Raw genomic sequence first — 20,223 nt, 5'->3', positions numbered from 1 at the left:
TCTCGCCTTTTGTTTTTCCATTGCCGCGCTGGCTGTCCCTTTCGGGGCGGCCAGTAACGCTATGGCACAGACAACGCGCGCGGCGGACATCGCCCAGGCCTTTGCAGACCATTGTTTCAGCCCGCGTCTGACCGCACGGACAGCGCAGGCACAGCTTGGCAGCACCGGGGCACGGGTCGATTTCTATGATCTGCGTCCCTTTACCTCGGCACCACAGTCTCCGGTGATTGGCGCGGCAGCAACGGCGGGCACAGACCGTCGCTGCGAAGTGTCCTTTGACGGGGCGGCACCGCAGGTTGCGCAACAGGGGATCGCCACCGGATTGGCACAGGAAAACCTGACCGATCTGGTAGATGTCCCCGCGGGGTTTCCCGTCACGACGGGGGCCACCTATCGCGCCGCCGTCATGCTGAACCCCAACCGCATGGCTGTGGTACAATCGGGGGTACGCGACGGGGCGCAGGGAGTTGAAACCTTTGCCCGCGTCGAACGCCTGATCCCGCTGAACGAGGCAAGCCAATGACCGCGTCCGCGCAAAACACCGTCACCGGTGGCAAGGCCATCGTCTTTGGGATGACCGTTCTGGTCTTCGCAATGATGGCTGTCGTCGCACAGCTGCCCATGCCGATGCAGGATTCCCTGCTGGCCGAAGGCGGCCCGTTCGAGACACTGTCGGTCGTTGGCTATGGCCTATGCATCTTGCTGATGTTCGTGCTGTGGCCCGCGGCTTCGGCGGCGCGTCGGTGGTACTTTGCGGTGTTCATGGCCCTGTTCGCGGCCCGCGAACTGGACCTTGATAAAAAGCCGTTCACCGAAGGCCTGCTGAAAGCGCGGCAATTTTCCAGCGATGGCGTCAGCCTGATGGAAAAGGGCGTTGCCGGCGTCATCCTGCTGGCGATCATCACAACCGGTTTGATCCTGTTGCGCCGCGAGACATGGGGCTTCATCCGTGGGGTCGCCAAAGGCGCGGCACCGCAGCTTGCTGTGTTGATCGGGCTGTTGTTCATCGTCGTCTACAAGCTGACCGACGGGCTGGCGCGCAAGCTGGAACCCTTTGGCATCACGCTAGGCCAGGATCAGATCGATCTGGCCTACGTCATCGAGGAAGTCGGCGAACTGGGCATCCCGCTGATGTTCGCTGTTGCAATCTATCTGACATACCGACTGCCGCGCCTTGCGGCGGCGGCACCTTCCACCGCGCCCTGAGACCGGCGCCACCTGAATTGAACTTGAGAAGAAAGCACATAACATGGCCGTACTCGTAAACGAAAACACCAAAGTGATCTGCCAGGGCCTCACCGGCTCGCAGGGCACGTTCCACACCGAACAGGCCATCGCCTATGGCACCAAAATGGTCGGCGGTGTGACCCCCGGCAAAGGCGGCCAGACGCACCTTGACCTGCCCGTGTTCAACTCTGTCCACGAAGCCCGTCACGTCACCGAAGCCAACGCCACGGTCATCTACGTGCCGCCCCCCTTCGCCGCGGATTCCATCCTCGAGGCGATCGACGCCGAGATGGAGCTGATCATCTGCATCACCGAAGGCATCCCGGTTCTGGACATGATGCGCGTCAAGCGCGCGCTCGAAGGGTCCAAATCCCGCTTGATCGGGCCAAACTGCCCCGGCGTGATCACGCCTGACGCCTGCAAAATCGGCATCATGCCCGGCCACATCCACAAGCGCGGCACCTGCGGGGTTGTCTCGCGCTCGGGCACGCTTACGTACGAAGCTGTGAAACAGACATCCGATCTTGGCCTCGGCCAATCCTCTGCGGTTGGTATCGGCGGCGACCCCATCAAAGGGTCCGAGCATATCGATATCCTCGAGATGTTCCTGGCCGATCCAGAAACACAGTCGATCATCATGATTGGTGAAATCGGCGGTTCTGCCGAAGAGGAAGCGGCACAATTCCTGGCCGACGAGAAGAAAAAAGGCCGTTGGAAGCCCACAGCCGGTTTCATCGCGGGCCGCACAGCCCCTCCCGGCCGTCGTATGGGCCACGCCGGTGCGATCGTCGCAGGCGGCAAAGGTGACGCGGAATCCAAGATCGCAGCTATGAAAGAAGCAGGCATCGTTGTTGCGGATAGCCCCGCAACGCTGGGTGAAGCTGTTCAAGAAGCTATCAACAAAGGCTAACGCCAGATGGTGGGGCCTGACTTTGCAGGCCCCGCCGCTCTTACTTAAACGTCGCGCTCTCATCAGAGGTATCGCCATGACAGACCAACCCAAAAACGACCAGTTCCACGATACCTCCTTTCTCGAGGGGCAGAACGGCGAATACCTAGAGGCAATGTATGCCCGCTATGCCAGCGATCCCAATGCGGTTGATGGCGCATGGCAGGCGTTCTTCGAAGCGATGGACGATGACCACGCCGATGTTCAGGCGGAGGCCGCAGGCCCATCCTGGGCGCGCAGTGATTGGCCCCCCGTCCCGCAGGACGATCTGACCTCTGCATTGACCGGCCAGTGGCCCGTCCCGACCGAAGCGAAAGCCGCCGGTCAGAAGATTACCGAAAAAGCCTCCTCCAAGGGGATCGAACTGTCTGACGCGCAGGTGCAACGTGCCGTGCTCGACAGTATCCGCGCGTTGATGCTGATCCGCGCCTACCGTATCCGTGGTCACCTTGCCGCCGATCTTGACCCGCTTGGCATGCGCGACAGCGACACCCATCCTGAACTGGACCCGGCCGCCTATGGCTTCGGGCCCAAGGACATGGATCGCCCGATCTTTATCGACAATGTGCTTGGCCTTGAGATCGCGACGATGAAACAGATCGTCGATATCGTCAAAAGCACCTACTGCGGCACCTTCGCGCTGCAATACATGCACATCTCTGATCCCGAACAGGCCGCGTGGCTGAAAGAGCGGATCGAGGGCTACGGCAAGGAAATCCAGTTCACCCGCAATGGCCGCAAAGCCATCCTGAACAAGCTGGTAGAGGCCGAAGGCTTCGAGAAATTCCTGCACGTCAAATACATGGGCACCAAGCGGTTCGGCCTTGATGGCGGCGAAAGCCTGATCCCCGCGATGGAGCAGATCATCAAGCGCGGCGGTCAGCTGGGCATTCAGGACATCGTGATCGGCATGCCGCACCGTGGCCGTCTGTCGGTGCTGGCAAACGTCATGCAGAAACCCTACCGCGCGATCTTCAACGAGTTTCAGGGCGGCAGCTTTAAACCCGATGACGTCGACGGCTCCGGCGATGTGAAATACCACCTCGGCGCGTCCTCCGACCGTGAATTCGACGGCAACACCGTCCACCTGTCGCTGACCGCCAACCCGTCCCACCTTGAAGCGGTGAACCCCGTTGTTCTGGGCAAGGTCCGCGCCAAGCAGGACCAGCTGAACGACAAGGAGCGCACCTCCGTGATGCCGATCCTGCTGCACGGGGATGCGGCTTTCGCCGGTCAGGGTGTCGTGGCCGAATGCTTCGCCCTCTCGGGCCTGCGCGGGCACCGTACCGGCGGGACCATGCATATCGTGGTGAACAACCAGATCGGTTTCACCACAGCGCCGCACTTCAGCCGCTCCAGCCCCTATCCGACCGATAACGCGCTGGTCGTCGAGGCTCCGATCTTCCACGTCAACGGCGACGACCCCGAAGCGGTCGTGCACGCGGCCCGCGTGGCGACGGAATTCCGTCAGAAGTTCAAGAAAGACGTGGTCATCGACCTGATCTGCTACCGCCGCTTTGGTCACAACGAAGGCGACGAGCCGATGTTCACCAATCCGGTGATGTACAAGAAGATCAAAAAGCAAAAGACCACGCTGACGCTCTATACCGAGCGGCTGGTGAAAGACGGCCTGATCCCCGAGGGCGAGATCGAGGATATGAAAGCCGCCTTCCAGGAGAAGATGAACACCGAATTCGAGGCCGGCAAGGAATACCGCCCCAACAAGGCCGATTGGCTGGATGGCAAGTGGTCGCACCTCGATAAGGCCAAGGAAAAGAAATACCAGCGTGGCAAGACAGCCATCGCCGCCGAAACCATGGCGGATGTGGGCAAGGCGCTGACCGCCGCACCCGACGGCTTTCCGCTGCATAAAACCGTGGCGCGCCTGCTGGACGCCAAGGCCGAGATGTTCAAATCCGGCGAAGGCTTCGACTGGGCCACAGCCGAGGCGCTGGCCTTTGGCTCGCTCTTGACCGAAGGGTACAAGGTCCGCCTGTCCGGTCAGGACTCCGCCCGCGGCACCTTCTCGCAGCGTCATTCGGCCCTGATCAATCAGGAAAACGAAGACCGCTACTACCCGCTGAACCACATCCGCGAAGGTCAAGCAGAATACGAAGTCATCGACTCCATGCTGTCGGAATACGCGGTTCTGGGCTTTGAATACGGCTACTCGCTGGCGGAACCCAACGCGCTGACCCTGTGGGAAGCGCAGTTCGGCGACTTTGCCAACGGCGCGCAGATCATGTTCGACCAGTTCATTTCCTCGGGCGAAAGCAAATGGCTGCGCATGTCCGGCCTCGTCTGCCTGATGCCCCATGGCTATGAAGGGCAAGGGCCCGAACACTCCTCCGCGCGTCTGGAACGCTTCCTGACCATGTGCGGCGGCGACAACTGGATCGTTGCGAACTGCACCACGCCCGCGAACTACTTCCACCTGCTGCGCCGCCAGCTGCACCGCAGCTACCGCAAGCCGCTGATGCTGATGACGCCGAAATCCCTGCTGCGCCACAAGCTGGCCGTCAGCAAGGCCGAGGAATTCACCACCGGCTCCTCTTTCCACCGCGTCCTCTGGGACGATGCGGAACAGGGCAACTCGGACACCACATTGGCGGCGGACGACAAGATCAAGCGCGTCGTCATGTGTTCGGGCAAGGTCTACTATGACCTGCTGGAAGAACGCGACGCCCGTGGCATCGACGACATCTACCTGCTGCGTTTCGAACAATTCTACCCGTTCCCCGCGCAATCCGCTGTGAAAGAGCTGGAACGCTTCAAGAATGCGGAAATGGTATGGTGTCAGGAAGAGCCCAAGAACCAAGGGGCATGGTCCTTCATTGAACCCAATATCGAATGGGTTCTGGGCCGTATCGACGCCACCCACACCCGTCCGACCTATGTCGGTCGCGCCACCTCGGCCTCGCCTGCGACCGGCCTTGCCTCCCAACACAAAGCACAACAAGCAGCCCTCGTTGACGAAGCGCTGACCATCGAAGGAAAATAACCATGACAAGCGAAGTACGCGTCCCTACCTTGGGTGAATCCGTAACCGAAGCGACCGTGGCAACATGGTTCAAAAAGCCCGGCGATAGCGTCGCAGTCGACGAAATGCTCTGCGAGCTGGAAACCGATAAGGTCACCGTCGAAGTGCCCTCCCCCGTGGCGGGCACTCTGGCCGACATCGTCGCCGCCGAAGGCGAAACCGTCGGCGTTGACGCGCTGCTGGCCAATATCTCCGAAGGGGATGCGGCCCCGGCGAAATCCGAAGCCCCCAAGGCGGTCGATGCCGGTGCAGAAGACGTGAAACCCCGCGACGCTGCCGACGATGTCGACGTCATGGTCCCCACCTTGGGCGAATCCGTGTCCGAGGCGACCGTCAGCACGTGGTTCAAGACCGTCGGTGACCACGTCGAAGCAGATGAAATGCTGTGCGAGCTGGAAACCGACAAGGTCAGCGTCGAAGTGCCCGCGCCGACATCGGGAACGCTGACCCAGATCATCGCCGAAGAAGGCAGCACGGTCGAGGCCAACGGCAAGCTCGCCGTGATCAGCCAGGGCGAAGGCGGCAGCGCAAGCAAACCCGCCGATGATACGACCGAACCTAAAGCGGGCGGTCAGGTCCCTGCCCCCGGCAACGCGCCCTCGGGCGATGTCGAAGACGCGCCTTCCGCCAAGAAAGCCATGGCCGAAGCCGGCATCAGCCGCGATCAGGTCACCGGCACAGGCCGGGACGGACGCGTGATGAAGGAAGACGTGGCCAAGGCCGTTGCCGCTGGCAAGAACGCGGCAAAGCCTGCCGCCGCTGCGCCACGCGCCCCATCGGCCCCCCAGGACGCCGCCCGCGAGGAACGCGTCAAGATGACCCGTCTGCGCCAGACCATCGCGAAACGTCTGAAAGACAGCCAGAACACCGCTGCCATGCTGACGACCTATAACGAGGTCGACATGACAGAGATCATGGCCCTGCGGAACGAATACAAAGACCTGTTCCTGAAAAAGCACGGCGTCAAACTCGGCTTCATGTCCTTCTTCACCAAGGCCTGTATCCACGCCCTGAACGAAGTACCCGAAGTGAATGCCGAAATCGACGGCACCGATGTGGTCTACAAGAACTACGTCAACATGGGCATCGCGGCCGGCACACCCACCGGCCTGGTCGTGCCCGTGGTCAAGGACGCGCAAGCGATGTCCTTTGCCGACATCGAAAAGGAAATCGGTGAACTGGGGGCCAAGGCCCGCGACGGCAAACTCTCCATGGCGGAAATGCAGGGCGGCACTTTCACTATCTCTAACGGTGGTGTCTATGGCTCGCTGATGTCCTCGCCGATCCTGAACCCGCCACAATCGGGTATCCTCGGGATGCACAAGATCCAGGACCGCCCCATGGCGATCAATGGTCAGGTCGTGATCCGTCCGATGATGTATCTGGCGCTCAGCTATGACCACCGCATCGTGGACGGCAAAGGTGCCGTGACCTTCCTCGTCCGCGTGAAAGAAGCGCTCGAAGACCCACGCCGCCTGCTGATGGACCTGTAACCCACCACACCCACCGCCCAGAAAGGACAAATGATGACAGAGACCACGATACTCGCCGCCTATGGCCTGCTCGTTATGCTGACAATCTTGCTTCAGGTTCTGGGCGGTGCACAACAACTCAGCCTGGGCTATCTGCTCTCGTCGCGCGACGAGGACCGGTCGATGACCGGAATGACGGCCCGGCTGAAACGCGCATTGGACAACTCCATCGTGGCAATGGCGCTCTTTGCCCCGGCGGTGCTGATCCTCGAAATGCTGGACCGCACCAATGCCACGTCCCTGCTGGCCGCGCAGGTCTTCCTCATCGCGCGGATCATCTATCTGCCGGTCTATGCGCTTGGCGTGCCCGCGATCCGGACCCTCGCATGGCTGGCGGGCTTTGCCGCCACCGCCATTCTCTATTTCCTCGCGCTATAGCGGACCGCCAAGATGACACCCGAACTCACTGTTCTGACCCTCGCGGCGCTGCTCCAGGTCGTGACCTTTGTCGCCTATGCGATCCCTGCCAACCGCGAGGTCGGCCCCGGCTACACCATGTCCGCGCGCGACCGAGAACCGTCGAAATCGCTCTCTGACAGGACCGCCCGTCTGGGCCGCGCCTTCAACAATATGTTCGAAGCGCTGGCGCTTTTCGCCGTCGCCGTCGTGGTGCTGCAAATGTCCGGCCAGAATACGACCTACACCGCCATTCTCGCATGGATCTTCCTCGCGGCCCGCGTCGCCTATGTGCCAGCCTATGCGCTTGGCCTGCGTCCCGGACGCTCGCTGATCTGGGCCGTGGGCCTGGGTGCTACGGTGCTGATGCTGCTGGCCGCGCTGTTTTGATCTTCCAAATGGCATAGATCCCGGGGGCGTGCGCTTGCGCACGGGGGCAGCGCCCCCTAGCCTTGACCGCAACACGCCCCGCCCCTGCATGCCTGAACGCCACACTTTCTACTCTACCCCAATTCCCGACCACCAAGGAGACCTTCCATGTCCAGCTACGATGTCATCATCATCGGCTCCGGCCCCGGCGGCTATGTATCCGCCATCCGCTGCGCCCAACTGGGCCTCAAAACCGCCTGTGTCGAGGGCCGCGAGACGTTGGGCGGCACCTGCCTGAACGTCGGCTGTATCCCGTCCAAGGCGCTGCTGCATGCCACGCATATGCTGCACGAAGCCGAACACAACTTTGCCGATATGGGCCTCAAGGGTAAAAGCCCTTCGGTCGATTGGGCGCAGATGCAAACCTACAAACAGAACACGATCGACACCAACACCAAGGGGATCGAGTTCCTGTTCAAGAAGAACAAGATCGACTGGATCAAAGGCTGGGCCACCATCCCCGAAGCTGGCAAGGTCAAGGTCGGTGACGAGATCCACGAGGCCAAGAACATCATCATCGCCACAGGGTCCGAACCCTCTGCCCTTCCCGGTGTCGAGGTTGACGAAAAGGTCGTCGTCACCTCTACCGGCGCGCTGTCGCTGAACAAGATCCCGAAAAAGCTGGTCGTGATCGGCGCGGGCGTCATCGGGCTCGAACTCGGCTCTGTCTACGCGCGTCTGGGAGCCGAGGTGACGGTTGTCGAATATCTCGATGCGATCACCCCCGGCATGGACGGCGAAGTACAAAAGAACTTTATGCGTATCCTGAAAAAGCAGGGCGTCAACTTTGTCATGGGCGCCGCCGTACAAGGCACCGAAGCCTCCAAGACCAAAGCCAAGGTGACCTACAAGCTGCGCAAGGATGACAGCGAACACACGCTGGACGCCGATGTCGTTCTCGTCTCCACCGGCCGCAAGCCGTTCCACGACGGTCTGGGCCTTGAAGGTCTGGGGGTCGAGCTGACCAAACGCGGCCAGATCGCGGTAAGCGACACCTGGGAAACCTCGGTCAAAGGCATCTACGCCATCGGCGACGTCATTGAAGGTCCGATGCTGGCGCATAAGGCCGAAGACGAAGGCATGGCCGCAGCAGAGGTCGTGGCGGGCAAACATGGCCACGTGAACTATGGCGTGATCCCCGGCGTGATCTACACCCACCCCGAGGTTGCCAATGTCGGTGCCACCGAAGAGCAGCTGAAAGAAGCAGGCCGCGCCTATAAGGTCGGCAAATTCAGCTTTATGGGCAACGCCCGTGCCAAGGCCGTCTTCGCGGGCGAAGGCTTCGTCAAGCTGATCGCCGACAAGGAAACCGACCGCATCCTCGGCGCGCATATCATCGGCCCCGGTGCCGGCGATCTGATCCACGAGGTCTGCGTTGCGATGGAATTCGGTGCCTCTGCCGAGGATCTGGCGATGACCTGCCATGCGCATCCGACCTACTCCGAAGCGGTCCGCGAAGCGGCGCTGGCCTGTGGCGATGGCCCGATCCACATGTAAGGCAGCCGACTGCATCGAAACGACAAAGGGTGGACCGATTGGCCCACCCTTTTTTGTGTTCTAACCGTTGTGTCCTAACCGTCGTGCGCGCCGATCGGTAGGGGCAGCGCCTATCTCGGTTGAGGGGCTTTGAACCCCGCCTCGGCCAAGAGCACGTCCGACCGTGTCTCGACCGTTTCTTCAAGCCGTTTCATGAAGGCGGCCCGCTCCAACCCCGGCGCGATGGGGGTCAGGAACTCGACCACTGCCACACCCGGACGCCGGTACAGCCCGCGCCGGGGCCAGAAATATCCGGCGTTGGTGGCGACGGGGACGCAGGGCTGGTTCATCTGCTCGTAAAGTGCGGCAGTGCCTGCCTTATAGGGGACCGACAGGCCGGGCGCGACGCGTGTGCCTTGCGAATAGATGACAAGCTGGCCCGGTTCGGCTTCGCCCGCTTTGACATCGGCCAGCATCTTGGAAATCGCCGCGCCACGTTTGCCACGGTTCACCGCGACCATCTGCATGCGCTTGGCATATTGCCCGATCACCGGCGTCATCAAAATCTCGCGTTTCATGATAAATTTCGCGCGCGGCAGAATGTGAAAGATCATCAGGATATCAAGGAAAGACTGGTGTTTGGCGGCGACCAACACGGCCCCGTCCGGCACGTCGCCCCGCACCTCGCACCGCAGCCCGACGATGACCTTCGCCATCCACATGGTCCCCGCCGCATAGGCCTTGCACGCGGCATAGGCCCCCCGCCTCGAGAACATCGCCCAAGGCGCGTAAAGCAGCCCCAAAAGCGGCATATAGACCGTGGCCAGCACGATGAAGGTCAACGATCGTATCCACTGCAACATTATGCGAGTTCCTTTAATGTACGGCGCGCGGCCGCCCCTGTCGCCGCAAAGGCGACGCCACCGGACAGAAACGGGATCACCAGCGGCACAACCCAGTGCCAGCCCTGAAAGCCCAAACCCGTCAGAAAGCCCCCCGCGTCAGCGGTGCTTGGCAACAGCAGTATCGCCAGCAGCCCGACCCCCGTGCCCGCCGCAGCGCCGGTCAGCGCACGCAGGGTGAAACGCCGGATAAAAGCCTGCGCGATATAGCTGTCGGTCGCGCCCACCAGACGCAAGACGGCAATGACCTGAGCGTTGGCCGACAGCGCCGCATTGGCGGCAAGTGTCACCATCGCGGCCAGCGTCGCGATGATCAGGATCATGGAGACCCAGCCCAGAAGCTTCAGCCGCGACGCGGCCTTGACCAGCGGCGCGCGCCAGCGGCTGTGATTGTCCAGAACCGCCCCCGGCACCTCTGCCGCGAGGCGCAGGCGCAGGCCATCGGCGTCCATGCCCTCGTCCTCTTCGATGATCTCGATCAGGCGGGGCACCGGCAGGGCATCAATGGCCAGTTCCGGACCGAACCAGGGGGCCAGCAGGGATTGCTGCTCTTCATCCGTGAGGGCGCGGGCTGTGGCGACGCCTTTGGTCGTCTCGAGGATGCGCAAGGCGGCCTCGGTCTGGGCGCTGCGCTGGTCGATGGGGGCCACAACACGGATCGTCGCGGTACGTGCCAACTCTTGCCCCCAGATATTCGCCAACCGTCCCGAGGCCAGCGACAGCGCCAGCGCAAAGACCGCCAGAAACGCCATCGTTCCCGCGGCAAACAGGGTCAACTGCGCGGTAAAACCCGACGGCGGCACCACACGGTCCGCCTGACGGTCGCCGTTCCATAGCGCGGTCAGCGCAATGCGCAGCATCTTCATAGATCCGCCCCCGCCAGCTGGATGCGCCGGTTGGCGATACGCAAGACACGCGCCTGCACCTGCGCCTTGGTGGCACGGATCAGCCCCAGATCGTGGGTCGCGATCAACACGGTCTTGCCCATGCGGTTCAGTTCTACCAGCAGGCGAAGCAGGCGCTGTGACATTTCCCAGTCAACGTTGCCGGTGGGTTCATCCGCAAGCACCACATCGGGCGACATGATCACCGCACGGGCCAGCGCCGCACGCTGGCGCTCACCGCCCGACAGCTCTGGCGGCAGGGCATCGGCGCGGCTGCTCAGCCCGACCCACGACAGCAGCTCAAGCAGGTCGTCGCCGCCGGTTTCCGCATGACGGCCCGACACGGTCAGCGGCAAACCGATGTTTTCGGCAACCGGCAAATGGTTCAGGAATTGGCAATCCTGGTGCACCACGCCCACACGTCGCCGGATCATCGCGATATCATCGCGGTCCATCGCACGCACGTCCTTGCCAAACAGGGACACATGCCCCGCCGTGGGCAGCAGCGCGCCATAGCAGAGCTTCATCAAAGTGGTCTTGCCAGAGCCGGACGGACCCGTCAGAAAATGGAACGACCCCGGCGCCAGCTTGACCGAGATATCGGACAAAAGCTCGCCCCCGCCATAGCTGTAGGCCACGTTTTCAAACTCGATCACACGCATATCCCGCTTGGTTTGAACTGTTGTGCCCCAGCACCGCTTGGGTTTCAATGCACCCCGGCGCAGCCATTGCATGAAGATTGCACTTTTCCTACGGTTTTCTAGGACATAAGGTTGATCTGACGTGAAAACGAAGAGGTTTCCAATGGTTCGGGGCGCAACATGAGACTGATCTGTCCCAATTGCGATGCGCAGTACGAGGTCCCGGACGAGGTGATGCCCTCTTCCGGTCGCGATGTGCAATGTTCGAACTGTGGCCAGACCTGGTTCCAGCACCACCCCGATTTCCCCCCTCTCGATGAAGAGGATGACGGCAGGATCAGCACGGTTTCCGCCGCTCTGTCCGCGCGCGAGGATGCGGATGACGGCGTCGCGCGCGAAGGCGATGCAGATACGCCCGCCCCGGCAAGCACACCCGAGCCCGACGAAGACGCAGCGGAAGACCCCGACGCGGGCGAATCCGCGCATCCCGCCCCGCCACCGCGCAAGCAGCTTGACCCTTCGGTCGCCGATATTCTCCGGCAAGAGGCCGAGGCGGAACAAGAAGCCCGCCGTCGCCGTCAGGCTCAGACCCTTGAAAGCCAGCCCGATCTGGGGCTTGAAGAAGCAGACCAACCCAGCGAAAGCGACCGTGCGCAGCAGGCCAAGGCCCGCATGTCGCGTCTGCGCGGCGAAGAGCAGCACAGCGCTGCCGAGACCACAGCCGCCGCTGCGGCCGTTGCATCGCGCCGCGAATTGCTGCCCGATATCGAAGAGATCAACTCCACCCTGCGCACCGGATCAGAACGGCGCGTGATCCCGAACACGGGCGCAGACGCCGGGCGCGATACCCATGCGGCCCCGAAACAGCGTAGCGGGTTCAGCCGCGGGTTCGTGCTGATTGTCGCGCTCGCCTCTGTGCTGGTGCTGCTATACGTCTTTTCGCCGCAAATCTCGGAAGCGGTGCCCGCGCTGCGCCCCTATCTTGCGCTTTACGTCGCGCAGGTGGACAGCGCGCGACAATGGCTGGACGAGATGTTGCAATCAACGCTGCAATGGCTGGATGCACGGGCGTCGCAGTCGGGCAGCTAAAACGGATCGGGCCCGTCCTTTTGGCGGCCCCGTCCTTGCGTCATCAATCCTATCAGAAGCGGTCCAGCAGACGGCGCAGGTAGTCGCGTTCGACCTCCGGCCGCGTCGCCTCGCCCGAGCGTCGGCGGATCTCGTCCAGCAGTTCACGCGCGCGGCCATAGGCGTCGTTATCCAGCGCCAGATCACCCTCTGACCCCTGCGCGCCATTCGCCCCCTGTTCGCGCCCTAAAGGGTCCGTGTTCTCGGCACGGCGGTTGCCCTGCGCGGTGCCTTGCCCGGGTTCGGACGCCTGCTGATCCTGTTCCATCGCCTCGCCCAAGGCGCGCATCCCCTCGCGCAGTGCTTCCATCGCCTGCGACTGGTTATCGATCGCTTCGGCCAGATCGTCGCGGCGCAAAGCCTCTTCGGCACCGTCCATCGCGCGGCCGGCACGGTCCAGCGCATCGCGCGCGGCGTCACCTTCGGGGGTGCCACTACCGGGCAGGCGCCCTTCCTGACGGCGCAGCTCATCGCGCAGCGCTTGCTGACGGTCGGCGATCGATCCCTGTCCCTGCCCCGGTTCGCCCTGGCCGTTGTTCTGGCCCGGCTGCTGCCCCGGTTGGCCGGGCTGGTTGCCCTCCTGCTGCGGGCCGGGTTGCTGGCCCTGGTCTTGTCCCTGTTGCTGGCCGTCATCGGCATTGGGGTTGAACCTGTCCTGCAAATCGCGGAACGCCTGATCGCTTAGCTCTTGCTGCTCACGCAGGCTATCGGCCAGCCCCTCCATCGCCTGTTCACCCTCGGATTGCCCACCTTCGCCCGGCTGGCCTTGGGTAACACGCATGTTCTCCATCATCTCTTGCAGCTCGCGCAACGCCTGTTCCGCCTCGGCCATGCGGCCCTGCTCCATCAGCTCCTGAATCCGGTCCATCATGCGTTGCAGGTCGTCTTGCGTCATCTGCATGGTCTCGCCCTGCTGGCCTTGCTGCTGGTCGCCGTTTTCGCCTTCTTGCGCCTGCTGGCGTTGCAACTGACGCATATAATCGTCGGTGGCGCGGCGCAGCTCTTCCATCAGCTCTGCGATCTCGGCGTCCGAGGCACCGTTCTTCATCGCCTCTTGCAAACGCTCCTGTGCGCGGCGCATCCGGTCCAGCGCATCAGCCAGCACGCCTTCCTCCAGCTCAATCGCCAAGTCCCACAGATCATCCGCGATCTCGGTCTGCACCTCGTCGGACAAACCATAGCGGGCGCGAATTTCGATCCGTTCAATCAGCCGCCGCAAGCGCAGCGCCGCCGTGTCAGAGCGGAACACATCCTCCGGACGATAGGACACCGCCCGCAAGACCTGCGCGAGGGTGTCGGCGTTGCCCTTTGCCCACAGCAGATCGCGCCGCTGTTCAATAACGGCCGCCGCCAGCGGATCGAAAAAGCGTCGTCCCGGCAGGGTCATCTGCGTCGGCGGGGTGGTCGCCTGTTGTTCCGACGCATCCAGCACGCTCAGCGTGACGGTGACCGGCAGGTTGGCCCACGGATGTTTGGAAAAATCGTCGATCAGGTTTTCTTCGAAATCGCGGCGGTCCCCTGCAATGGGCAGCGACAGCGGCACGATCATCTCGGCCCGCGGATCAGGGTCAATCGCCAGCCCATAGCGGCGGTCCACAGCGGCCAGATCCAGATCAATCCGCGCCTCGCCCGCCTCGACGCCATAGTCGTCCCGCGCCACAAAGGGCAGTTGCATCTCGCCAAGGGCGGTCACCTCGGGCGGGCCTGCAATCTCGACCTGCGGCTTGGCGTCAGGCAGCATCGTCACGTCCCACGCGCGCCCGTTCGGCCCGTCGATGGCGATCTGCCCGCTTTGGCTGACTTTGAAATCCTGCACGATGGCGGGGGTGTCCCCCTCTGGCTGAGACTGGCCCGAGACGGTCTCGGAAACCGACAGCGCCCCCACTTCGCCATACATGCGCAGGGTGATCAGCGTGCCGGCAGGCAGGTTCAGCGGGCCTTCGGCAAGGTCGGAGAGATAGAGCGTCGGCTTGCCGGTATAGCGCGGTGGCTCCGCCCATCCTTCCCAGACCGGACCGGAGGCCAAAGCCCCCCCGCCCGCCGTCAGACCCGCTACCGACCCGATGCGCAGCACCGACCCAAAGACCAGCGCCGTAACGAAAGCCAGCAGCGCGACATAGCGCAGGGCAAAGGGATCACGGCGCGCCATGCGCAAGTCCGCAGGCACCGCCTGCGCAGCGGCGGCACGGGCGGCCATGCGGCGCTGATGCGCCTGCCACACCGCAGCAGAGGCATCATCCCCCGTGCCGATCGCCTGCACATCCATCAGCGCCTGAATGGGGCGTCCGGGCAGGCTGGCGTCAAGGCGGGTCAGCGCCTCTATCCGGCGGGGGATGCGTAAATGCCGCAGCGCATAGACCAGCCCCCCGACAGCGGCCAGCGTCACCGCCACGACAGCGCCGTTCACGACGGACATCGGAACGCTATCGTGCAGCCCCAGCATCAGCACCGCCAGAACAGCCAGCACCAAGGCGATCAGCGGCCAGAACGCCTGCACCAACACCTCGGCCCAGATACCGGCCCAGGTCAGACGCAGGGGCCAACGGATCGACTTGAGACCCTGCTCGGGCGAGTGGTCGTCATCCTTGGCGGTGAAAAGCGTCATGCGGGCCCTGCTTTCAAAAGCCGGACACGCAAGGCGCGGTCACAGCCATTCAGGAATGGTATCGCGATTTATCATTTCGTCAAAGGTCGGGCGTCGGCGGATAACCGCAAATTGATCGCCATGGACCAGCACCTCGGGGATCAGCGCACGAGAGTTGTATTCGCTGGCCATCACCGCGCCATAGGCACCGGCACTGCGGAAGGCCACCAGATCGCCCGCGGCCAGCTTTGGCATCATGCGCTGCTTGGCAAAGGTATCACCGGATTCGCAGACCGGCCCAACGATGTCATAGGGCTGCTGCTCTGCCCCTGCTTCGGCTTCGACGACGGGGATGATATCGTGATGGGCTTCGTACATGGCGGGGCGGATCAGGTCGTTCATCGCACCGTCGATGATCAGGAAATCGCGGCCCTCGCCGGATTTGACATAGATCACCTCGCTCACCATGAGGCCGGCGTTGCCCGCGATCAGGCGGCCCGGCTCGATCTCGATCTCGCAGCGCAGATGGCCAAGCGTCTTTAGCACCATTGCGCCGTAATCCGTGGGCAGCGGCGGGGCGGCATTGCTACGCTCGTAGGGGATTCCCAGCCCGCCGCCCAGATCCAGACGACGGATGGTATGCCCGTCGGCGCGCAGCTGCTCTGTCAGCTCCGCAACCTTCTGGTACGCCAGTTCGAACGGCGTCAGATCGGTCAGCTGGCTGCCGATGTGCACATCGATGCCCACGACCTCCAGGCCCGGCATCGCGGCGGCCATGCGATAGACCTCGCGGGCGCGGGCAATGGGGATACCGAATTTATTCTCGGACTTGCCCGTCGCGATCTTGGCATGGGTTTTGGCGTCGACATCGGGGTTCACGCGGATGGTGATCGGCGCGACCTTGTCCATCGACCGTGCGACGGCGTCCAGCACCTCCATCTCGGGTTCGGATTCGACGTTGAACTGGCGGATGCCGCCCTCAAGCGCGAGCCGGATTTCCGACACGGTCTTGCCCACGCCCGAGAACACGATCTTGTCGCCGGGCACGCCTGCCGCCTTGGCACGCAGGTATTCCCCCGCCGACACCACATCCATGCCCGCCCCCGCCTGCGCGAGCGTTTTCAGCACCGCTTGGTTCGAGTTCGCCTTCATCGCGTAGCAGACCAGATGGTCCATCCCGTCCAGCGCATCGTCAAATGCCTTGAAGTGGCGTAACAGCGTGGCGGTCGAATAGACGTAAAAGGGTGTGCCGACCGCGGCTGCGATCTCGGAGATGGCGACATCCTCGGCGAACAGCGCGCCATCGCGGTACAGGAAATGATCCATAGTTTCAGGCTCCTAAGCTTTTCCCGCCGAAAGCTGCCGGCGATCGTTTACGGGCGGCGGACCGCAGGGAAAGGCATCGCGGCAGACCACAGCTTACCCCAATACCAAAGGCGGCGGGAATGGCAATCAGCGCCACCCGCCCCGCCGGTCAGAATGTCTTTGAAACGCCCACATCCACATGCCCCGAGATATGCACACCGGGTTCATAGTTGCTGCGATGCTTGCGGGTGGCGGTATCCGTCGCGGGGGGATAGGCGCGGCTGTCATGGGCGCTTGGCGCATGACGTTGCGCGCTGTCACAGCCCACCAGCACCGCCAGTGCAACCACGGCCAGCACCGCCGCGCGGATCACAGCGCCGCCCCCAGACCCAGCCGGAACGGGCCACGGCCAAGGGTGACGCCAGTGCCCACCGACATGCCTGACGACGACAGCGTCACCGTGCTATTGACCTGCGGCGGCACGGGTTCCCCGTCCACACCACAGGCGGCGAGAGTCAGCAACAAGGCAATAGCAGCAACGGGTTTCATCCGATGTTCCCTTTCCAGCGGGCCACCTGCGCGCGCACCTGTGCGGGCGCGGTGCCCCCGTAAGACATACGCGAATTGACGGAATTTTCCACGCCCAAAACGTCAAAGACATCTGCTGTGATGTCGCCATGGGCCGATTGCATCTGCTCCAGCGTCAGGTCCGGCAGGTCGCAGCCGTTCTGTTCGGCCAGCGCCACCAGCGATCCGGTGATGTGATGCGCATCGCGGAACGGCAGCCCCAGCACGCGGACCAGCCAATCGGCCAGATCGGTCGCGGTGGAAAAGCCCGATCCCGCCGCCGCAGCAAGGCTTTCGCGGTTGGCGGACATATCCTTGACCATGCCTTCCATCGCGGCCAGCGCCAGCATCAGGTTGTCAGCGGCGTCAAAGACCTGTTCCTTGTCTTCCTGCATGTCCTTGGAATAGGCCAGCGGCAGCCCCTTCATCACCATCATCAGGGCCACATTGGCCCCCATGATCCGGCCGATCTTGGCGCGGATCAACTCTGCCGCGTCGGGGTTCTTCTTCTGTGGCATGATGCTCGACCCGGTCGAGAAACGGTCCGACAGGGTCACGAAACGGAACTGCGCCGAGGACCAGATCACCAGCTCTTCGGCGAAACGGCTCAGGTGCATGGCGCAGATCGACGCAGCGCTCAGGAATTCAAGCGCGAAGTCACGGTCGCTGACCGCATCCAGCGAATTGGCGGCCGGACGGTCAAAGCCAAGCGCCTGTGCGGTCATGTCGCGGTCGATCGGAAAGGACGTGCCCGCAAGCGCAGCCGCGCCCAAAGGCGATTCATTCATCCGCGCCCGTGCGTCGCGCATCCGGCTCAGATCGCGGCCAAACATCTCGACATAGGCCATCATGTGGTGGCCCCAGGTGACCGGCTGCGCGGTCTGCAAATGGGTGAAACCGGGCATGACCCAATCGGCTCCGGCCTCTGCCTGACCCAGCAAGGCCTTGATCAACGCCAACAATCCGCTTTCGGCGGCGTCGAACTGGTCGCGGGTCCACAGTTTGAAATCGGTCGCCACCTGATCGTTGCGCGACCGGCCCGTGTGCAGACGGCCTGCGGGTTCGCCGATCACCTCTTTCAGGCGCGCCTCGACGTTCATGTGGATGTCTTCCAGCGCGGTCGAATAGGCAAATGTCCCGCCCTCGATCTCTGACAACACCGTGAGCAACCCTTTCCGAATGGCGTCGGCATCGCTATCACTAATGATGTCTTGTGCAGCCAACATGGCAGCATGGGCACGCGACCCGGCAATGTCCTGGGCGGCCATACGCTGGTCAAACGAGATCGAGGCGTTGATCGCCTCCATGATCGCGTCTGGTCCGGCGGCAAAACGGCCACCCCACATTTTGTTCGAAGTCGTATCGGTCATCAGGCAACCCCTCGGAGGGAAAATGAAAAAGATTATGCTCGCGCTCGTTTATACGGCCCTTGCCCTTGGTGCAAACCCCAGCTTTGGGCAAAGCGCCGACATCAAGCCCCTGCGCGACGGTGATATGAAGAAACTGGTCGTGCACGATTCCCCCGTTGCCACCTCCTCTGTCGCGTTCCAGCTTGAGGATGACGGCGGCGAGACGACGCTTGAGGCATGGCAGGGCAAATATGTGCTGATCAACTTCTGGGCCACATGGTGCGCGCCCTGCCGCAAGGAAATGCCGCAGCTGAACGCGTTGCAAAAGGAATTCGGCGGCGATGATTTCGAGGTGCTGACCATCGCCACGGGCCGCAACACGCCCGACGGGATCAAACGGTTCTTCGCGGATGCGGGCGTCGATAGCCTGCCACGCCACCAAGACCCGAAACAGGCGCTGGCCAGTCAGATGGGCATTTTCGGCCTACCGATCACCGTGATCATGGACCCCGAGGGACGTGAAATCGCGCGCCTGCGCGGTGATGCGGATTGGTCGAGCGACAGCGCAAAAGCCATCGTTCAGGCATTGATCGCGGGCAAGGCAGACAGCTAGGCCCGCCCCCAAGAAAGCAGGCGATCCGGCAGCGTCAGGCGGCGTGCGCGAGGATCGCCGCTTCGGACATCGACAGATTGCGCCGCGCATAGCCGCCATAGGTATGCGGATCAAAGGCGATCTGTGGAAACTGGTCCAGCAGCCGCGCGCGGTCCGTCGCGTCCAATGTCTCTAGCGCGGCAGAGGCAGGGTGAAAGCTTTCCGTCTCTACGCCATTGGCCCAAAGCACCTCGTGGAAATCGAGCAGGAGGTGGATATAGGTCACCTCGCGCGCATGTGCATCGATGGCGACACTGCGTCCGTTCACCAGATCCCGCGCGGTGACAAGCACCTCGTCCGTGTTGAACAAGTCATGCGCGACGCGCCCCTTCACCAGCATCCGGTGGCTGGGCGACACCAGCAAATCCGCGTCAGGCTGCGCGCCCCCCAAAGCACCGGCGCGAAACCGGATGGGGCGCAGCTGCGGCATCGCGAACAATCGCGCCCCGCTCATCCGGCGGCTGCCGATCCAGCGCACGGGTTGAAGGCCGTTGTCTTTCGTCTGGACGTGATCGCCCTCGCGCAGTTGTTCGATCCGGCGCGCGCCATCGGCGGTGCGGATCATCGTGCCGGGGGTAAAGCAGATGACGCCGCTGCTGTATTGCGCCGCCCGATCTGCTGCGGCGGTGTTCAACGTATGCGCGACGACCCACAGATCGGTATTGCGCGGCGGCAGCGCGTCAAGGAACATCAGCAGCGGCTGGCTGCCTTGCCCGACCTCGATCACTGTCACCAGATAGGTCTGCGCGCCGTCGGTCACGGTAAAGCTGTTATCCATCAACGGGGTGTCGCGGTCACTGGCGAAAGACCGGTGCGGCGGCGTGGTGCCGTCCAAGGCGGCCCCGACCAAACGATGCACCATCCGCGCAGCCCGTCTGCGCAGATCCCCTGCCTCGTCCGCCTGATCCAGCCGCAACACGTCATTCGGCCCGTCAACGCGAATTGAATCGCCCCGCCACGCCCAGGCTGCCCCCACCTTGAGGGATTGCACCGGTGCGGCGTCCAGCCCGTCTATTTCTGTCTGCGACCAGCTTATGACAAACGTGCCTCGAAAGCCCGTTTTGACCACTGTTCGTGCCTCGTCGTATTATTATTGCCCCGAGGCTATCAAAACCGTTCTCCGCTGGAAAGAACGAATCACCCGATGCACGGGGCCTGCGCG

19 protein-coding genes are annotated in these 20,223 nt (G+C 62.9%); 10 read left to right on the top strand and 9 right to left on the bottom strand.

Annotated features, from left to right (window positions below; translation table 11 throughout):
- Window positions 1-61 precede the first annotated feature (61 nt).
- From ACTRWK_RS07930 to lpdA, 8 genes are all read left to right on the top strand, one after another.
- Entirely contained in the window at window positions 62-523 is a 462-nt protein-coding gene (locus ACTRWK_RS07930; protein ID WP_289081432.1) for a succinyl-CoA synthetase subunit beta, read from the top strand.
- Window positions 520-1,206 (top strand): hypothetical protein, encoded by a 687-nt coding sequence (locus ACTRWK_RS07925; protein WP_132997163.1) that lies wholly within the window; start codon window positions 520-522, stop codon window positions 1,204-1,206. The genes ACTRWK_RS07930 and ACTRWK_RS07925 overlap by 4 nt, the downstream gene beginning before the upstream one ends.
- Before the next feature lie 43 nt (window positions 1,207-1,249).
- Complete coding sequence (sucD, locus tag ACTRWK_RS07920; protein ID WP_009826038.1) at window positions 1,250-2,137, top strand: succinate--CoA ligase subunit alpha; 888 nt, start codon at window positions 1,250-1,252, stop codon at window positions 2,135-2,137.
- 76 nt (window positions 2,138-2,213) lie between these two features.
- A complete protein-coding gene (locus ACTRWK_RS07915; protein ID WP_037943252.1) occupies window positions 2,214-5,177 on the top strand; it encodes a 2-oxoglutarate dehydrogenase E1 component in 2,964 nt (987 codons plus the stop codon).
- Between the two features lie 2 nt (window positions 5,178-5,179).
- Complete coding sequence (odhB, locus tag ACTRWK_RS07910; RefSeq protein ID WP_289081433.1) at window positions 5,180-6,709, top strand: 2-oxoglutarate dehydrogenase complex dihydrolipoyllysine-residue succinyltransferase; 1,530 nt, start codon at window positions 5,180-5,182, stop codon at window positions 6,707-6,709.
- Window positions 6,710-6,739: 30 nt separating this feature from the next.
- The gene (locus tag ACTRWK_RS07905; protein WP_005851501.1) at window positions 6,740-7,126 is read left to right on the top strand and encodes an MAPEG family protein; all 387 of its coding nucleotides are present in this window, start codon (window positions 6,740-6,742) and stop codon (window positions 7,124-7,126) included.
- A 12-nt stretch (window positions 7,127-7,138) separates the two neighbouring features.
- Window positions 7,139-7,534 (top strand): MAPEG family protein, encoded by a 396-nt coding sequence (locus ACTRWK_RS07900; RefSeq protein ID WP_005851499.1) that lies wholly within the window; start codon window positions 7,139-7,141, stop codon window positions 7,532-7,534.
- A gap of 147 nt (window positions 7,535-7,681) precedes the next feature.
- Window positions 7,682-9,070, top strand: coding sequence for a dihydrolipoyl dehydrogenase (gene lpdA / locus ACTRWK_RS07895; protein ID WP_037943245.1), 1,389 nt, complete (start codon window positions 7,682-7,684; stop codon window positions 9,068-9,070).
- A 110-nt stretch (window positions 9,071-9,180) separates the two neighbouring features.
- Here lpdA and ACTRWK_RS07890 read toward each other — a convergent pair whose 3' ends face one another.
- Genes ACTRWK_RS07890 through ACTRWK_RS07880 form a run of 3 tightly spaced genes read right to left on the bottom strand, consistent with a single transcriptional unit; the run spans window position 9,181 to window position 11,491 of the window.
- A complete protein-coding gene (locus tag ACTRWK_RS07890; protein WP_289081434.1) occupies window positions 9,181-9,912 on the bottom strand; it encodes a lysophospholipid acyltransferase family protein in 732 nt (243 codons plus the stop codon).
- Window positions 9,912-10,817 (bottom strand): cell division protein FtsX, encoded by a 906-nt coding sequence (locus ACTRWK_RS07885; RefSeq protein ID WP_168593048.1) that lies wholly within the window; start codon window positions 10,815-10,817, stop codon window positions 9,912-9,914. Before ACTRWK_RS07885 ends, ACTRWK_RS07890 begins: the two co-directional genes overlap by 1 nt.
- On the bottom strand, window positions 10,814-11,491 hold the full coding sequence (locus ACTRWK_RS07880) for a cell division ATP-binding protein FtsE (protein WP_037944903.1): 678 nt from the start codon (window positions 11,489-11,491) through the stop codon (window positions 10,814-10,816). Before ACTRWK_RS07880 ends, ACTRWK_RS07885 begins: the two co-directional genes overlap by 4 nt.
- Before the next feature lie 165 nt (window positions 11,492-11,656).
- Here ACTRWK_RS07880 and ACTRWK_RS07875 point away from each other — a divergent pair, with 165 nt between their 5' ends.
- Entirely contained in the window at window positions 11,657-12,565 is a 909-nt protein-coding gene (locus ACTRWK_RS07875; RefSeq protein WP_289081435.1) for a zinc-ribbon domain-containing protein, read from the top strand.
- 52 nt (window positions 12,566-12,617) lie between these two features.
- On the opposite strand, the gene ACTRWK_RS07870 is transcribed toward ACTRWK_RS07875, so the two are convergent.
- The 5 genes from ACTRWK_RS07870 to argH form a co-directional block, all read right to left on the bottom strand.
- On the bottom strand, window positions 12,618-15,209 hold the full coding sequence (locus ACTRWK_RS07870; RefSeq protein WP_462843869.1) for a TIGR02302 family protein: 2,592 nt from the start codon (window positions 15,207-15,209) through the stop codon (window positions 12,618-12,620).
- Between the two features lie 39 nt (window positions 15,210-15,248).
- Window positions 15,249-16,514 (bottom strand): diaminopimelate decarboxylase, encoded by a 1,266-nt coding sequence (gene lysA, locus ACTRWK_RS07865; RefSeq protein ID WP_289081437.1) that lies wholly within the window; start codon window positions 16,512-16,514, stop codon window positions 15,249-15,251.
- Between the two features lie 148 nt (window positions 16,515-16,662).
- A complete protein-coding gene (locus tag ACTRWK_RS07860; RefSeq protein WP_340237491.1) occupies window positions 16,663-16,866 on the bottom strand; it encodes a hypothetical protein in 204 nt (67 codons plus the stop codon).
- Entirely contained in the window at window positions 16,863-17,042 is a 180-nt protein-coding gene (locus ACTRWK_RS07855) for a hypothetical protein (RefSeq protein WP_005851482.1), read from the bottom strand. The genes ACTRWK_RS07860 and ACTRWK_RS07855 overlap by 4 nt, the downstream gene beginning before the upstream one ends.
- Window positions 17,039-18,430, bottom strand: a complete 1,392-nt coding sequence (gene argH, locus ACTRWK_RS07850; RefSeq protein ID WP_462843868.1) for an argininosuccinate lyase — start codon at window positions 18,428-18,430, stop codon at window positions 17,039-17,041. The genes ACTRWK_RS07855 and argH overlap by 4 nt, the downstream gene beginning before the upstream one ends.
- A gap of 22 nt (window positions 18,431-18,452) precedes the next feature.
- Between argH and ACTRWK_RS07845 the strand changes: the two genes are divergently transcribed.
- Window positions 18,453-19,022, top strand: a complete 570-nt coding sequence (locus tag ACTRWK_RS07845) for a TlpA disulfide reductase family protein (protein WP_009826027.1) — start codon at window positions 18,453-18,455, stop codon at window positions 19,020-19,022.
- A 34-nt stretch (window positions 19,023-19,056) separates the two neighbouring features.
- On the opposite strand, the gene ACTRWK_RS07840 is transcribed toward ACTRWK_RS07845, so the two are convergent.
- On the bottom strand, window positions 19,057-20,130 hold the full coding sequence (locus ACTRWK_RS07840) for a Hint domain-containing protein (protein WP_462843867.1): 1,074 nt from the start codon (window positions 20,128-20,130) through the stop codon (window positions 19,057-19,059).
- Window positions 20,131-20,223: the final 93 nt, after the last annotated feature.

This window comes from Sulfitobacter sp. G5_S2_6_S6 (genome assembly GCF_054968505.1).
Note: the sequence above shows the minus strand (reverse complement) of the source record. Positions and strands in the feature narration are given on the sequence as shown.